15 protein-coding genes and 1 tRNA gene are annotated in these 15242 nt (G+C 65.2%); 3 read left to right on the plus strand and 13 right to left on the minus strand.

Annotation, left to right across the window (positions count from 1 at the left end; translation table 11 throughout):
* Window positions 1-2: 2 nt before the first annotated feature.
* The 6 genes from WHX56_RS26340 to WHX56_RS26365 are packed head-to-tail and all read right to left on the minus strand — an operon-like array spanning window position 3 to window position 5815.
* Window positions 3-884, minus strand: a complete 882-nt coding sequence (locus WHX56_RS26340) for a CoA ester lyase (RefSeq protein ID WP_338879413.1) — start codon at window positions 882-884, stop codon at window positions 3-5.
* Window positions 881-1333, minus strand: a complete 453-nt coding sequence (locus WHX56_RS26345; protein WP_338879414.1) for a MaoC family dehydratase — start codon at window positions 1331-1333, stop codon at window positions 881-883. The genes WHX56_RS26340 and WHX56_RS26345 overlap by 4 nt, the downstream gene beginning before the upstream one ends.
* Before the next feature lie 45 nt (window positions 1334-1378).
* Window positions 1379-2311 (minus strand): 3-keto-5-aminohexanoate cleavage protein, encoded by a 933-nt coding sequence (locus WHX56_RS26350; RefSeq protein ID WP_338879415.1) that lies wholly within the window; start codon window positions 2309-2311, stop codon window positions 1379-1381.
* Between the two features lie 50 nt (window positions 2312-2361).
* Complete coding sequence (locus WHX56_RS26355) at window positions 2362-3528, minus strand: acyl-CoA dehydrogenase family protein (protein ID WP_338879416.1); 1167 nt, start codon at window positions 3526-3528, stop codon at window positions 2362-2364.
* A 35-nt stretch (window positions 3529-3563) separates the two neighbouring features.
* Complete coding sequence (locus WHX56_RS26360; protein ID WP_287755629.1) at window positions 3564-4793, minus strand: CaiB/BaiF CoA transferase family protein; 1230 nt, start codon at window positions 4791-4793, stop codon at window positions 3564-3566.
* A gap of 35 nt (window positions 4794-4828) precedes the next feature.
* Window positions 4829-5815: a tripartite tricarboxylate transporter substrate binding protein gene (locus tag WHX56_RS26365; RefSeq protein WP_338879417.1), complete on the minus strand. Its 987-nt coding sequence runs from the start codon at window positions 5813-5815 to the stop codon at window positions 4829-4831.
* Window positions 5816-5941: 126 nt separating this feature from the next.
* On the opposite strand from WHX56_RS26365, the gene WHX56_RS26370 reads away from it, so the two are divergent.
* On the plus strand, window positions 5942-6871 hold the full coding sequence (locus tag WHX56_RS26370; RefSeq protein WP_287755627.1) for a LysR family transcriptional regulator: 930 nt from the start codon (window positions 5942-5944) through the stop codon (window positions 6869-6871).
* 103 nt (window positions 6872-6974) lie between these two features.
* Here the strand turns inward: WHX56_RS26370 and WHX56_RS26375 are convergent.
* The 7 genes from WHX56_RS26375 to WHX56_RS26405 all read right to left on the minus strand — a co-directional run bounded on the left by WHX56_RS26375 (window position 6975) and on the right by WHX56_RS26405 (window position 12118).
* Window positions 6975-7051: transfer RNA gene (locus WHX56_RS26375), tRNA-Arg, on the minus strand.
* 87 nt (window positions 7052-7138) lie between these two features.
* Window positions 7139-7723 carry a helix-turn-helix domain-containing protein gene (locus WHX56_RS26380; protein ID WP_129241151.1) on the minus strand — a complete coding sequence of 195 codons (585 nt, stop codon included), beginning with the start codon at window positions 7721-7723 and terminating at the stop codon, window positions 7139-7141.
* Between the two features lie 12 nt (window positions 7724-7735).
* Window positions 7736-9028 (minus strand): NAD(P)/FAD-dependent oxidoreductase, encoded by a 1293-nt coding sequence (locus WHX56_RS26385; RefSeq protein ID WP_287755626.1) that lies wholly within the window; start codon window positions 9026-9028, stop codon window positions 7736-7738.
* A gap of 11 nt (window positions 9029-9039) precedes the next feature.
* Complete coding sequence (locus WHX56_RS26390) at window positions 9040-9729, minus strand: amino acid ABC transporter permease (protein ID WP_287755625.1); 690 nt, start codon at window positions 9727-9729, stop codon at window positions 9040-9042.
* 2 nt (window positions 9730-9731) lie between these two features.
* The gene (locus WHX56_RS26395; protein ID WP_338879418.1) at window positions 9732-10424 is read right to left on the minus strand and encodes an amino acid ABC transporter permease; all 693 of its coding nucleotides are present in this window, start codon (window positions 10422-10424) and stop codon (window positions 9732-9734) included.
* A 4-nt stretch (window positions 10425-10428) separates the two neighbouring features.
* Window positions 10429-11220 carry an ABC transporter substrate-binding protein gene (locus WHX56_RS26400; protein WP_129241147.1) on the minus strand — a complete coding sequence of 264 codons (792 nt, stop codon included), beginning with the start codon at window positions 11218-11220 and terminating at the stop codon, window positions 10429-10431.
* Window positions 11221-11368: 148 nt separating this feature from the next.
* Window positions 11369-12118 carry an amino acid ABC transporter ATP-binding protein gene (locus WHX56_RS26405; RefSeq protein ID WP_338879419.1) on the minus strand — a complete coding sequence of 250 codons (750 nt, stop codon included), beginning with the start codon at window positions 12116-12118 and terminating at the stop codon, window positions 11369-11371.
* A gap of 182 nt (window positions 12119-12300) precedes the next feature.
* Here WHX56_RS26405 and WHX56_RS26410 point away from each other — a divergent pair, with 182 nt between their 5' ends.
* Window positions 12301-13803 carry an aldehyde dehydrogenase family protein gene (locus WHX56_RS26410; RefSeq protein ID WP_338879420.1) on the plus strand — a complete coding sequence of 501 codons (1503 nt, stop codon included), beginning with the start codon at window positions 12301-12303 and terminating at the stop codon, window positions 13801-13803.
* 146 nt (window positions 13804-13949) lie between these two features.
* Window positions 13950-15242 (plus strand): phospholipase A, encoded by a 1293-nt coding sequence (locus WHX56_RS26415; RefSeq protein WP_129241144.1) that lies wholly within the window; start codon window positions 13950-13952, stop codon window positions 15240-15242.

Consider the following 15242-nt stretch of genomic DNA (forward strand, 5'->3'; position numbering starts at 1 on the left):
CCCTAGCGCCTGGGCATGGCCAGGATCCGCTGCGCTTGCGTCAAATGGGGTTTGTCCAGCATTACGCCGTCCAGTTGCACGGCGCCTTTGCCCTGCTGTTCCTGGAATGCCTGCACGATGGCCTGCGCACGCGCGACCTCCATCGCATCGGGGGAAAAGCCCTCGTTGATGGCTTGCACCTGGGCGGGGTGGATCGCGAATTTGGCGTTGAAACCATCTCGGCGCGCTTGCGCCACCTCGGTCTGCAGCACATCGAGGTTCCGGAAATCCGGGCAAATGCCGTCTATCGCCAGTACGTCCGCGGCCTTTGCGCCAAGCAGGCACGACGACCTGGCCAGCAGGTACGGCAGCGACAAACCTCCATGGCTGTCCTTGTTGCTGCTGGCGCCCACGGCGGCGGACAAGTCTTCGGCGCCCCACGTCAGCCCCAGTAATCGGTCCGAACTGCCGCTGTACGTGTCCAGTCCGAACATGGCTCGCGGCGTTTCCGTCGCGACCGGCACGACGGCGATGCGGCCTACCGGCAGGCCCTCGCGTCGTTCCAATGCGGTCAGATAATGCGCCAGCACCTGCACGTCGGCGCCCGACGCGCACTTGGGCAGCATTAGTGCATCGGGTGCGGCCCTGACCACGGCTGCCAGATCGTCCAGCAACAATTCCGAACCCAGTTGGTTGACCCGTATCCACAGTTGCTGTTCCGAGCGATCCGGCCTGGATTGCAGATAGCGCGCGGCCAGATCCCGCGCGTACGGCAACCGATCCGGAGAAATGGAGTCCTCCAGATCCAGCACGACGGCGTCAGCGCCGCTGCTTGCCGACTTTTCCAGTTTTCGGTCGCTGTCGGCCGGGACGAACAGGATCGAACGCAGCAGCGTCGCATTCATGGCTTTTTCCTCATCAACGCGCTGCGGCGTATGGTCGCGATCAACACGCCATCCTGGTTGTAGCCACGATGTTCGAACAACACGATTCCGTTGTCAGGCCGGGATTTGCTTTCCCTGACGCTGATCACCTCGGTCTCGGCATGCACCGTATCGCCGTGGAACACCGGCGCAAGGAATCGAACTTCCTCGAATCCCAGGTTGCCAACCGTCGTACCCAATGTCGTGTCCTGCACGCTGACGCCGACCACCAAGCCCAGGGTAAACGCGCTGTTGACGATACGACGCCCGAATTCCGTGTTCTTTTGGCAATAATCCTCGTCGATATGCAGCGGCGCGGGATTGTGCGTCATGGCGGAAAACAAGACGTTGTCCATTTCGGTGACGGTCCTGCGCACGCTGTGCGCAATCACCCGCCCCACCTCGAATTCATCGAAATACAAGCCTGGCATCACTGACTCCTTTTTGATCCGGCTCCGCGCAACGTGATGGCGCGGCTAGAAGCGAACGTTGTCCCGGCCCTTCAGGGCCAGCAACCCCCGCGCTTCATCGGGCGTGGCAATGGATAGCGACAGTCCCTCCAGGATCCCGCGCACACGGCGCACCTGGACGGCATTGGACTCGGCCAACGTGCCGGGCCCGTCCCACAAGGAATCTTCCAGCCCCACGCGCACGTTTCCACCCATCGACGCGGCCATCGATCCTATGGGCATCTGGAAGCGGCCGGCGCCCAGCACCGACCATACATACTCATCGCCAAACAGCCGATCCGCCGTGCGCCGCATGTGCGACACATCGTCGGGATGCGTCCCGATCCCGCCCAGGATCCCGAACACGGTCTGGATGAACAGCGGCCCCTTGATCAGGCCGCGATCCACGAAGTGCGCCAGGTTGTACAAATGCGACGTGTCGTAGCACTCGAACTCGAATCGCGTGCCGTTGTCCTGGCACGATTCCAGGATGAATTCGATGTCCTTGAAGGTATTGCGGAACACCAGGTCGCGGGTGGATTCCAGGTACGCGGGCTCCCAATCGTGCGTGAACGCGCGGTACTTGCCCAACATCGGATACAGCCCGAAGTTCATGGACCCCATGTTCAGCGACGCCACCTCGGGCGCAAGCACCAGCGCGGGCTGCAACCGTTCCTGCACCGTCATCGCGGGCGACCCGCCAGTGGTCAGGTTGATCACGCCGTCGCACTGGCCCTTGATGTCCGATACGAATTCCCGGAACAGCGCCACGTCCTGCGACGGCCTGCCGGTAGCCGGATCCCTGGCATGCAAGTGCACGATGGCGGCGCCGGCTTCGATGGCGCCGATCGCCGCATCGCGGATTTCCGCCGCGGTCACGGGCAGATGCGGCGACATCGTGGGCGTGTGGATGGCGCCCGTCACAGCGCAGGTCACGATGACTTTTCTAGGTTTTGCCATGGTTTTTCCTTGGTTTCCGGTCTATTGCGGCCAGTTGCGGGCCAAGGCGCTCAATACGACTTGGCCTGGCCCAAGACCTTTTCCGCGATGAAGCACAGGATCATGTTCTGGGACACGGGCGCTATGCGCGGCAGCATGGCTTCGCGCAGCAAGCGTTCCACGTGGTATTCCTTGGCATATCCCATCCCGCCGTGGGTCAGGACCGCCGTTTCGCATGCCTTGTATCCGCTTTCGGACGCGAGGAACTTGGCGGCATTGGCATGCGCGGCGCAGGATTCGTTGTTGTCGTACAGCCAGGCCGCTTTCTGGTACATCAGTTCGGCCGCTTCCAGCTCTATCCAGCGCTCCGCCAGCGGATGCTGTATGCCCTGGTTCATGCCGATGGGCCGGTTGAATACGTGGCGCTCCTGGGCATAACGCGACGCATACCGCAATGCAGCCCGGCCCAGGCCGACCGCTTCGGCGGCCACCAGGATGCGCTCCGGATTCAGGCCATGCAGCAGGTAGCGAAAGCCCTGCCCTTCTTCGCCGATGCGATCCTCGACTGGCACCGCCAGTTCGTCGATGAACAACTGATTCGAGTCGACGGAGGCGCGTCCATGTTTCTGGATCTCGTGGATATCGACAAAATCGCGGTCCAGCTTCGTGTAGAAGAGAGTCAGGCCCTCGGTCTTGGACTGCACCTGATCCTGGGGCGTTGTACGTGCCAGCAACAGGATGCGATCGGCGACCTGCGCGGTCGAGATCCAGATCTTCTGCCCGGACACCACATAGTGGTCGCCTTTCCTGACAGCCGATGTCTTCAGCGCCAGCGTATTCAGGCCTGTGTTGGGCTCCGTCACGCCAAAGCAGGCCTTCTCTTCTCCCTGGATCAGCGGCGGCAACCAGCGCTGTTTCTGCCGTTCGGTGCCAAACACCACCACCGGATGCAAGCCAAAGATGTTCATGTGCAGCGCCGACGCGCCCGACATGCCGGCGCCCGACCCGGACACGGTCTCCATCATGATCGCCGCTTCCAGGATGCCCTGGCCGCTGCCGCCGTATTCCTGCGGCATGGCTATGCCCAGCCAGCCGCCCCGGGCCATGGCCTGGTGGAAATCCAGCGGAAACGTGTGGTCGTTGTCTTTCTTCAGCCAGTAATGCTCGTCGAAATCCCGGCAGACCGCGCCGATAGCCTCGCGTATCGACACGTGATCGTCATTGGGTTTGAAATCCATCGTTGTGCTCTCTGTGAAAGTGTCGTCGGATCGGATCAAGCAGCGGTGGACGCCCGCCACGGCCGCACGACGTCCCTGGCCGCCAACTCGCGGATTTCATCGGGCGCCAGGCCTAGTTCGGCCAGCACCTGTTCCGTGTGCTCGCCCAGCATGGGCGCGGGTCCGCGTAGAGGGGCCCGATTGCCGTCGAAGCGTATGGGTTGCGACACAGTCTTCAGCGGCCCCAGCACGGGGTGTTGATATTCGCGCACCATTTCCGACGCCGCCGTATGCGGATGGCCCGACAGATCGCCCAGGTTATTCAACGGCGAGCACGGAATTCCCGCGGCATCCAGCCGTTCGATCCAATAGCCGCAGGTATGCCGCCGTATGACATCGCGCACCAGCGCGACGGTTTCCGCGCGATGGTCAACCCGGCTGGCGTTCGTGGCATAGCGCGGGTCGTCCGCGTAGGCGTCCAGGCCGGCCAGCGCGCAGAACTTTCGCCACAGGCTGTCGTTCGCCACCCCCAGGATCAGCGCCTTGTCGCTGGCCTGGAAAATCTCGTACGGACACAAGGATTCGTGGCCGCTGCCGGGCTTCTCGGGTTCCGTGCCCCGCTGCCAGAATCCCTGCAGGAAATACCCCAGGAATCCCGTCGCGGTATCGAACAGCGACACCTCGATTTTCTTTCCTTGTTGCGTGGCATGCCGTTCGTGCAATGCCGCCAGAATCCCGATCAGCGCATGCATGCCGGTAGCCTGGTCAACCGGCGAGAACGGACTACGCACCGGGTTTCCACCGGGCTCGCCCGTAATCGACAACATGCCGGTGAAGGCCTGCAGGATCACGTCGTAGCCCTTGCCATCCTTCATGGGGCCTTGCGCGCCGAACCCCGAGATGCTGCAGTGGATCATCCGGGGATTGATCTTGCGCAACGTATCGACGTCGACCGCCAGGCGCGCCGCGACGCCAGGGCCGAAACTTTCCACCACGATGTCGGCGGCCGCGGCCAGTTTGTGGCACAGACGCTGGCCCTCGGCAGACTTCAGGTCCACGGCAATGCTGCGCTTGCCTCGGTTCGCCGCCAGGAAAGGCGTACCCAGCAGGTCGCCCCCCTTCGCATCGGGAAATGGCGGCCAGCGGCGGCTGTCATCGCCCGCGCCTATGGCTTCGACCTTGATGACTTCGGCGCCCATGTCGCTCAGGTACTGGGTGCACAGCGGCCCCGCCAACACTTTGGAGAAATCAAGCACGCGGATTCCGCGCAGAGGGGACACTTCCATGTTCCGCACCCGTGGTGATACTGAGATTCAGGAAATTACTGGGGTTCGATGCCAGCGGTCTGGATGCTGGTCATCCACAGATTCCGCTGCTCGGACAGGAAGGACTGGAACTCCGGCAGCGTCGTGGTCTTGACGACGGAACTGGTCTGCTCTTCAAGCTGCTTCCGTATTTCCGGCGTATCCAGCGCCGCATTCAATGCGCGATTCAAGCGCTCGACGATCGCGGGCGGCGTGCCGGCCGGCGCCATCAGGCCCAACCAGGCATACAGACGAAATTCCTTCAGCCCCGGAGTTTCGTTCACCGCCGGCATGGCGGGTGCAAACGCCAGGCGCTCTTCGGACGTAGTGGCCAGCGAGCGCAGTTTTCCGCCGTCGATCAACGGACGGGAGGCGGCGAAGTCGACAAAGCCAAAATCGACCTGGCCGCTGACGATGTCCGTGAACAACTGCGGGGTCGTCTTGTAAGGCACCGCGATCGTGTTGATCTTTGCCATATGCACCAGCATGGCGGCCGATACCTGGCCGCCCGTGTTGCCATAGCCATAGGTCAACTTTCCGGGGTTCTGCCGGGCGTAGCCAATCAGGTCCGCAGCGGTCTTGAATGGCGAATCGGCCTTGACCAGGAACGCCAGGGGATTGATCGTCATGCGCCCTATGGGTGCGAAGTCCTTGACGGCGTCATACCGCAGCGACTTGTACAGGAAGGGATTCCCGGAATGGGTGGAATTCGTGGCTACCAGCAGCGTGTAGCCGTCCGGCTGCGCGCGGGCCACGAACTCGGTCCCGATCTGGCCGCTGGCGCCTGCCTTGTTCAGCACGATGAAGTTGCCACCCAGGTCCTTGGACATGCCGGACAGAATGATCCGCGTAATGACGTCGGTGCCGCTGCCGGCTCCAAACGGCACCACCACGGAGATCGGCCGGCCGGCTTCGGGATAGCTGGACCCGGCGGCGCTGGCCGCTGGCGCGGCCGCGCAGGAACATACCGCCAGCGCGAACGCATAGAGCATCTTCAGTTTCATTTTGTCTCCGGAGTCTTGTCATTGTCGGCGGTCCTGAAGCACGTCCCTGCTCCAGTCCACGGATGCAGTGTAGGAGTCGGCTTTCCAGTAGTAAAATTAAATCTAGCGATTGATTAAGCAAAAAAAATGATTAATATATCGGTCCGATTGCTGCAGGCGTTTTGTGCGCTCGAGGAATGCCGGCAGTTCACGGCGGCCGCCAAGCGCTGCAACGTGACCCAGTCGGCGTTCAGCCAAATGATCGGGCGGCTCGAGGAACAGGTCGGCATGCGGCTATTCGACCGCGACACTCGTTCGGTGCGCCTTACCGCCGAAGGCGCCCTGTTCTCCACCAAGGCGCACGCCATCCTGGAACACATTGCCCGTGCGCTGTCTGAAATGCACGACTACGCCAACAAGCGCCAGGGACGGTTGGCGCTGGCCATGGTGCCGTCGCTGGCCGGGTCCTGGGCGCCGTCGTTGCTGGATCGTTACCGTGGCCAGTTCCCGGGCATTTCGCTGGAAATCTCGGACACGTATTCGGAGCGCTGCCTGCAACTGCTGCGCGAGAACAAAGTCGAGTTCGCCGTCACGGCGCAACCGGGCAACAGCGGCGAATTCCTGACCCGCACGCTGTTCGAGGAACGCTTCTACCTGGTGTGCGCCAAACAGCACGCGCCCAAGCCATCGGGCCAGATCGCGTTGCGCGAAATCCGCGGGCTACCCATCATCAACCTGGTTCACACCGAAGGCATACGCGCGGTGTCCGCGGGCCAGATGCATCAACTGCGTCCGTTATTGCGCACCGCGGGGACACACGACGTGGGCATCGAGGTCGAACATGCCGCCACCCTGGCCGGCCTGGTGGCGCAGGGATTGGGATGCAGCGTGGTGCCGCAATCCATGACCAACCACTTCAAACTGCCCGGCGTCGTGCTGTTGCCGATGTCTCGCGCCGCGTTGCGCAGGCCTATCTTCCTGGTGCGCCGTCACTGGGATAGTGTGACGCCTGCCGCCGCGGCCTTCATCGACCTGATGAACGCCAACCCGCCGTCGGGCACGTTCGCGGCTAAATAGCGCGCGACGCGATGGATATTCCGCGCGCGCGACGGTCCGGACCAGGGCAGCCTGGGCCAGCGATCGAAAATCTCTCGCAAGCTATTGAAAGTTCATGAGATTCTGGCGCGGCAGGAGGGGATCGAACCCCCGACCCCGGGCTTAGAAGGCCCGTGCTCTATCCAACTGAGCTACTGCCGCGCGGTCTGGCGATGGCCCGGAAGCGATCCGGGCGCCGCATTTTACCTTGTTGCGGGCGGCTTGGGCTGCCCCAGCCGGCGCCGCGCCCTATTCTTCGCCGATGTCGGCGTGCGTGGACACCCACAGCACCACCGCGTCTTCCTGGCTCAGGCTGATCACCCGGTGGCCCATGCGGCTGTCGATGTAGAAGCTCTCGCCGGCCTTCAGGCGGGCGGGTTCGTAGAATTCCGTATAGAGCTGGACTTCGCCTTCCAGGACGTAGACGAACTCCTCGCCGCGATGGCGGCTCCAGTCGTGGAACTCCTCGAAGGCGCGGGCCTTGACCCGGGTATGGAAGGGCATCATCCGCTTGTGGGACAAGGCGGTGCACAGCAGGCGGTGGTCGTAATACGGCGTTTCGTACTGGCGCCCTTCCCCCTGGCGGCTCAGGCTGCGGCGCCCGGTGCCCATGTGGGCGTCGGGCGCGGTGAACAGTTCGGCCACGTCCAGTTCCAGGCCGGCGGCGATCTTGATCAGGTTGTCATAGGTGGGCGACAGCAGGCCGTTTTCGATCTTGGACAACGTGGACGCGGACACGCCGGTGGCCGCGGCCGCCTGCTTCAGGGTCCAGGTCCGCGCCTGGCGCAGGGCTCGCAGCCGTCGTGCCAATACGCTCTGTTTGTTGCCTTCCATCTGTGCACCCTGTCATGCCCGCGACCGCCGCTCCCGCCACCAGTCGCGCGCCTGGTAAGACCAATAAGTAAGTTGAACCGCCGCCGTGCCGAAGCCGCCGCCGTTCCAGGCAAGCCCGAAGGGTGCGAATAGCTTGTAGCGCTGGGTATCGCCCGTGATCCCTTCGGCGACGACGCGGCCGCCGATCGAGGTCGTGTTCATGCCATGCCCGCCGAACGCCGTGCAATACCAGACGTCCGGCGCCAACAGGCCGATCTGCGGCATCAGGTGCCGCGCGTAGGCCATGCATCCCGACCACGCCGTCTCCACCCGCAGCCCCTTCAATTGAGGGTAGACCGAGAGCAGTTCGCGGCGCAGCGACTCGGCCAGGTCGGGCGGGTCATCGACACGGGTGGTGATTCTACTGCCCCAGCCGATGCGGCCGCCATCGAGCACCCGGTAGTAGTTGCCGGCGCGGCGGTCGTCGCCGATGGCGGCGGTACTGCGGATGGCATCCAGCACCCGGTCGCCCAGGGGCTCGGTCAGCATGATGTAGGTGGCGATCGGCAGCACCGCCCGGCGCAGGGCCGGCACCACGCCGTCGGTGTAGCCGCCGGTGGCCAGCACCACGCTGCGGGCGTCGACCTGGCCCTGCCCGGTCTTCAGGCGCTTGACCGGGCCATCCAGCTCCGCGTGCGTGACGGCGGAGTCTTCGTGGATGCGCACGCCCAGCCGCGCGCATTCGCGGGCCAGCGCGCGGGCGTAGTTCAGGGGATGGAAGTGGAAGGACGTCGGGTCTTCTATGCCCTGGAAATACACATCGGACACCAGGCGTTCACGGACCTCCGCGCGGGTCAGAAAGCGCACATCGCGGCCGAAGTCGCGCTGCTGGTCATCGCACCATTGCCGCAAGGCGTCGGTCGCTTCATAGCGGACGACGCGCAAGCGGCCGTCGACCTTGTGCGCGTCTTCTATCGCCAGGTCGCGGATGTTGGCACGGATGATTTCCACGCCTTCCATGGAAAGCCGGTAGAGCTGGCGGTAGTGGTCCTCGTCCACGTGCCGCCGGATGGCGTCCGCGCCCGCGGAGAAGGCCGGCGACACCGAGCCGCCGTTGCGGCCCGACGCGCCCCAGGCGATGCGCCGCCCCTCCAGCAAGGTGACTCCCCGGCCGCGCCGGGCCAGTTCCAGCGCGGCCGACAGGCCGGCCAGCCCTGCCCCCACCACGCAGACGTCGGCGCTGCCCGCGCCCGCCAGCGGCGGATAGTAGGTGGCGGTATCGCCCAGCGTGCGCCGGTAATAGGTGTCGATGTACTCGGATGCCATGATGCTCCGTGTCAGTGCAGGCTTGCGCCCTGCAGGCCGCCGGTCAGCCGTTTCTCGAGCCAGTTGGCCAGGCGCAGCAGCGGGTAGCAGTAGATGAAATAGATGGCCGCGATCATGCCGTAGATGAACAGCGATTTGGCGGGGAAGGTGATGATGAACACCTCGCCCTGCCGCGTCAGTTCGGTGATGCCCACTACGGACAGGATGGCGGTGCTCTTGATCAGCATGACGTAGACGCCGCTCATCGGCTGCACGATCAGGCGCATGGCCTGCGGCAGGACGACCAGCCGCAGGATCTGGAAGGGTTTCAGGCCCAGCGTCATCGCGCCTTCCGTCTGGCCGCGCGGCACGGCCTGGATGGCGCCCATGACGATCTCGGCCACGTAGCAGGACGTGTAGACCGACAGCGACACGAAGGCCGCCGTGCCGGAATCCCAATGCAGCATCTCGATGCCGGAACTGGGCAGCACGAAGTAGAAGATATAGAGCTGCACCAGGAACGGCGTGCCGCGCAGGATGTGGATGTATAGCCCCAGGAGCTGGTGCACGCCGCGGATGCGATAGCTGCGGATCACGCCGATGACGAAGCCCAGCAGGGATCCGGCGATGATCGCCACGAAGGAGATCTTCAGGGTTTCCCAGAAGCCCTTCAGCAGGAACGGCAGCACGACGCCGGCGGTGGAAAGATAGGAATCCAGCATGCTTACCTCGCGTTCCAGGCCGGACCGGCCAGCCACAGGCTCACGCTCCGGGACAACAGCAGCATGACGCCATAGATCAGCAGATAGCCTGCCGCGATGGTCAGGAAGCTTTCGTTGGGCACGATGCGGTCGCTGTTCATCTGCACGCCCGCGGCGACCAGTTCGAACACCGTGATCAGCGACAACAGCGAGGTGTCCTTGATCAGCACGGCGGTCTGGCCCAGCAGGGGCGGCAGCGTATTGGCGAAGGCCTGCGGCAGCACGACGTAGCGCAGGCGCTGGCGGTAGTTCATGCCGCAGGCCTTCGCCCCCTCGATCTGGCCCCGGGGCACGGATTCGATCCCCACGCGGATGATCTCGCTCATGTAGGCGGCGTGGTGCAGCGTCATCGCGATGATGCCCAGCAGCATCTCGCTCCAGCCCTTGGCGCCCGGGACCAGCATGGGCACCGCGTAATAGACCAGGTAGATCTGCACCAGCAGCGGCGTGGACCGGATGAACTGCACATAGGCCGCCACGGGACGCCAGACGGCCCCCCGCGGCGACATATGGGCAAGCGCGATCGGAACGCCCGCGACCACCGACAGGACGAGGCTCGCTCCCGCCGCGATGAGCGTGTTGCCCAGGCCCGTGGCGAACTGCCCCGCGTACTGGCTGACGATGCGCCAGTTATAGAAATCGATCAGCCAGTCCATGGGCTCAGTGGTCTTTCTTCCAGTCGGTGGAGTACCAGTACTTCACCTGCTCGGGCAGCGTGTTGTCGGCGGTCTTCAGCGTCTGCCAGTTGTCCAGCCAGAACTTCAGGCGGAAGGCGTTGGGGCCGACGGCGAAGGCCAGGGGCTCGCGCACCATGATGCCGTCCAGCACCCGCAGGTTGCCGAAGTCGACCAGGAACTGGTTGGCGGTGGACAGCGACATGATGCCGGCGTCCAGGCGGCCGCTGGACAGGGCCTGCCCCACCGGCGCGCTGCCGCCCGAGAACTCTTTCATGGTGGCCTTGGGCAGCATCTTCTTGCCCACTTCGGCATAGGTGCTGGCGCCCAGCACGCCCACGGTCACGCCTTCCTTGTCGAGTTCGCCGTAGGACTTGTAGGGCGAATCCTTGGGCACGACGGCCACGGTGTCGGCGTAGAACATCGGCGCGGAAAACAGCACCTGGGCCGCGCGCTGCGGCGTGGGCGTCATGTCGGCCGCCACCATGTCGGCCTTGCCGGACAGCAGCGCCGGGATCAGGCCTTTCCACTCGTAGTCCTGCAGCACCAGTTTCACGCCCAGGTCGTCGGCCATGCGCTTGGCCACTTCCACGGCCAGCCCGGTGCGCTTGCCCGTCTTGTCCATGAAGCTCATCAGCGGCCCCGAGGTCTGCACGGCGACCCGGAGCTCGCCGCGCTTGAGAATGTCCGACAGTTCGTCCGCCTGCGCCGGCGCGGCAACGGCCGCCGCCGCCAGGGCGAAGCCGGCTACGCCCAGCCATTGTTTGATTTTCAGCATGTCTAACCCCTTGTGGTGAATGGACCCATGTCATTCCGGGCAAAGCACATCGCGCCGGCAGCGCCCGGATAAGCCGGACCGGCCTGGTTACTCCGGGAAGCCGCGCCGCGCGCGGACAGCCCGTTTCGTTGCTTCTTTGCTGCTGGGACTACAGAATCTTCTCCAGGAAGGCGCGGGTGCGCGCTTCCTTGGGATGGCAGAACACCTCGTCGGGCGTGCCCGTTTCCACGATGCGGCCGGCATCCATGAACAACGCGCGGTCGGCCACGTCCCGGGCGAAGCCCATTTCGTGGGTCACCACCGCCATGGTCATGCCGTCGCGCGCCAGGGCGCGCATCAGTTCGAGGATGCCGCCCACGGTTTCCGGATCGAGCGCCGAGGTCGCTTCGTCGAACAGCATCAGTTTGGGATCCATGGCCAGCGCGCGGGCGATGGCCACGCGCTGCTGCTGGCCGCCGGACAATTGGCTGGGATAGCGGTCGCCGTAGTCGGCCATGCCGACGCGGCCCAGCAGTTCGCGGGCATAGCGTTCGGCCTCCGCCCGGCCCCGCCCCCGCACCACGCGCTGGGGTAGCGCGACGTTGTCCAGCGCGGTACGGTGTTGGAACAGGTTGAAATGCTGGAACACCATGCCGACCTCGGTGCGCCAGCGGTTGACGTCGGTGGCGGGGTCGGTGAGCGACACGCCGTCCACGCGGATGGCGCCGCCGTCGATGCTTTCCAGCCCGTTCAGGGTGCGCAGCAAGGTGCTCTTGCCGGAGCCGGACGGCCCGACCACCACCATGACCTCGCCGCGGCCGAGGTGACAATCGATGCCGTCCAGCGCCCGGTGCGGGGCCTGCCCGTCGCGCTGATAGGTCTTGGTGACTGCCTGGACAACCAACAACGGTTCCGCCACGGTTTCACCCTGGATTAGTGTGGGCGCCGGACACTGGCGCGTGCCTGGCGACTGGCTGCCTCCGCGCATTCGTGCGCAAGAGGGGCGATCAAAAAGGTTTCGCATTTCAGGCTGGAGTTTCGTATAGTAAATTTTTTTCCAGACTAGCCACTTAGGCATAACCCTTAAGCGAAGGAACCGGCATGGATACCCCCCAAGACATCTTGCGCGCGCTCGGGCTCAACCCGGAGTCGCTGACCGGCGGAACACTGAGCGCGCGCAGCCCGATCGACGGCGCCGAACTGGCGCGGGTCCATGAACACACGGTCGCGCAGGCCCATTCGGCCATCACGCGCGCGCGCCAGGCCAGCCTGGCCTGGCGCGACGTCCCGGCGCCGCGCCGCGGCGAACTGGTGCGCCTGTTCGGCGACATCCTGCGCCAGCACAAGCGCGAACTGGGCCGCCTGGTCAGCCTGGAAGCGGGCAAGATCGTCGCCGAAGGCGAAGGCGAAGTGCAGGAGATGATCGACATCTGCGATTTCGCCGTCGGCCTGTCGCGCCAGTTGTACGGCCTGACCATCGCGTCCGAGCGCCCCGGCCACCGCATGATGGAAACCTGGCACCCGCTGGGCGTGGTCGGCGTGATCAGCGCCTTCAACTTCCCCGTCGCCGTGTGGTCCTGGAACACCGCGCTGGCGCTGGTCTGCGGCAACGCCGTGGTGTGGAAGCCGTCCGAGAAAACGCCGCTGACCGCGTTGGCTTGCCAGGCCCTCTTCGCCCTGGCCGCGCAACGCTTCGGCGACGCGCCCGCCGGCCTGTCCGAAGTGCTGATCGGCGGCCGCGACGTCGGCGAGGCGCTGGTGGATTCGCACGCGGTGGCGCTGGTGTCGGCCACCGGGTCGACCCGCATGGGCCGCCAGGTGGGCCCGCGCGTGGCGCAGCGCTTCGGCCGCGTCCTGCTGGAGCTGGGCGGCAACAACGCCATCATCGTCGGCCCCACCGCCGATCTGGACATGGCCGCCCGCGGCATCGTGTTCGGCGCCATCGGCACCGCCGGCCAGCGCTGCACCAGCACGCGCCGCCTGATCGTGCACGAAAGCGTGGCCGACGACCTGGTGCGGCGCCTGCACAAGGCCTACGCCAGCGCGCCCATCGGCAATCCGCTGGACGGCGCCACGCTGGTCGGCCCGTTGATCGACCGCGGCTCGTTCGACGCCATGCAGGCCGCGCTGAAGGCGGCGCGCGAACAAGGCGGCACGGTCACCGGCGGCGAACGCGTGCTGGCCGGCGAATACCCCGACGCCTGGTACGTGCGTCCCGCCATCGCCGAGATGCCCGGCCAGACGGACGTGGTCTGCCACGAAACCTTCGCGCCCATCCTCTACGTGATGCGCTACACCGATTTCAGCCAGGCGCTGGCGATGCAGAACGGCGTGCCGCAGGGCCTGTCGTCGGCCATCTTCACCAACGATCTGCGCGAAGCCGAGACCTTCCTGTCGGCGGCGGGATCCGACTGCGGCATCGCCAACGTGAACATCGGCACCTCGGGCGCCGAAATCGGCGGCGCCTTCGGCGGCGAAAAGGAAACCGGCGGCGGCCGCGAATCGGGTTCGGACGCCTGGCGCAACTACATGCGCCGCGCGACCAACACGATCAACTATTCGCGCCAGCTACCGCTGGCCCAGGGCATCAAGTTCGGCGAATAGCCCCCTCCGGGGGCCCGGCCGGCAAGTCCCCGCGCATCGCCCCGGTGCGCGGGGACTTGCGCTTTCTACATACGATTAGCCTGCCTTACAAATTGTTTCCGTGGTCGGTGCTACATTTCCTCGTCACAAAACCAGGTTACGTCCCAATGTCTACAAGCCGTCCCGCACGCCCCGTCCCGCCCTTGCGCGCCCTGGCCGCCGCCCTCGCCATGAGCGTCGCGGGCACCGCCGCCGCGGGCGTGTCGTACCGGCTGGACCGCCCCTCGGCCGCCCCCGGCGAAACCGTCACCATCGAGGCGGTGTACTTCAACGAAGACACCGCCCGCGTCAACTGGGAAGCGCCGCCCGAACTGGTGCTGCAATGGCGCGGCCAGGACGGCCAGATCGTGCGCAGCCTGGCCAAGCTGCGCGGCGGCCCCGCCAGCTTTAGCGTGCCGGTCAACAACTTCGCGCGCATGGCGTGGACGGCCATCGTGCCGGCCACGGCGCATGGCCTGCAAGCCGTATCCATCGAAGGCCAGCCCGCGATGATGGCGCTGGACGCCACGGGACGCGACAGCGGCACGCTGGCCAGCACGCCCGCCCAGGGGCCGGTGGTGGACGCGCGCAGCGGCGAACCCGTGCCCGTGGCCGCCGTCACCGCGGTCGGCGCGTCGCCGGAAGGCGGCCCGTCGCCCGACGCCAGCGCCGTGCCCACCGTGCAGCAGCAGACCGCGTTCGACCGCTTCCGCAGTTCCATCTCCGAATACAAACCGGTGTATTTCGACATCGGCACCCGCGGACAGACCACCGCCCGCTTCCAGATCAGCGCCAAGTACCGCCTCTTCAGCCCCGCGGGCGGCCAGCCGCCGACCTGGGACGAGAACTTCTACCTGGCCTATACCCAGACCTCGCTGTGGGACTTGCAGGGCGACTCCATGCCCTTCATCGACACGACGTTCAACCCCAGCGCCTTCTGGCTGTCCGACAATATCTGGTCGTCCGCCAGCCAGAACTGGCGCTTCGGCATGAACACCGGGGTCGAGCACAACTCGAACGGCAAGGACGGCGACGATTCTCGCTCGCTCAACGACGGCTACATCGAGCCGCGCTTCCATTACCGTTTCGACGGCGGCAGCACGCTTACCTTCGCGCCCAGGGTCAAGGCCTATTTCAGCGTGGCCGACGAGAACCGCGATTACTCCGACTATGCCGGCCACGTCGACTGGCAGTTGCGCTGGGCCCAGGACAACGGCGCCGTCGTCTCGGCCCTGTACCGCCAGGGCGACCAGAAGCGCCGCACCACGCAACTGGATTTCGCCTGGCCGCTGCGGCGCACGTGGCTGAACATGAACGGCTACCTGCACCTGCAGTACTTCAACGGATACGGCGAAACGCTGCTGGGCTACAACCAGCGCAACGAATCGCAGTTCCGCATCGGCCTGTCGCTGGTGCCGTAA

Origin of the sequence: Achromobacter veterisilvae (genome assembly GCF_037619525.1) — a bacterium.
Classification (GTDB): Bacteria; Pseudomonadota; Gammaproteobacteria; order Burkholderiales; family Burkholderiaceae_B; genus Achromobacter; species Achromobacter veterisilvae.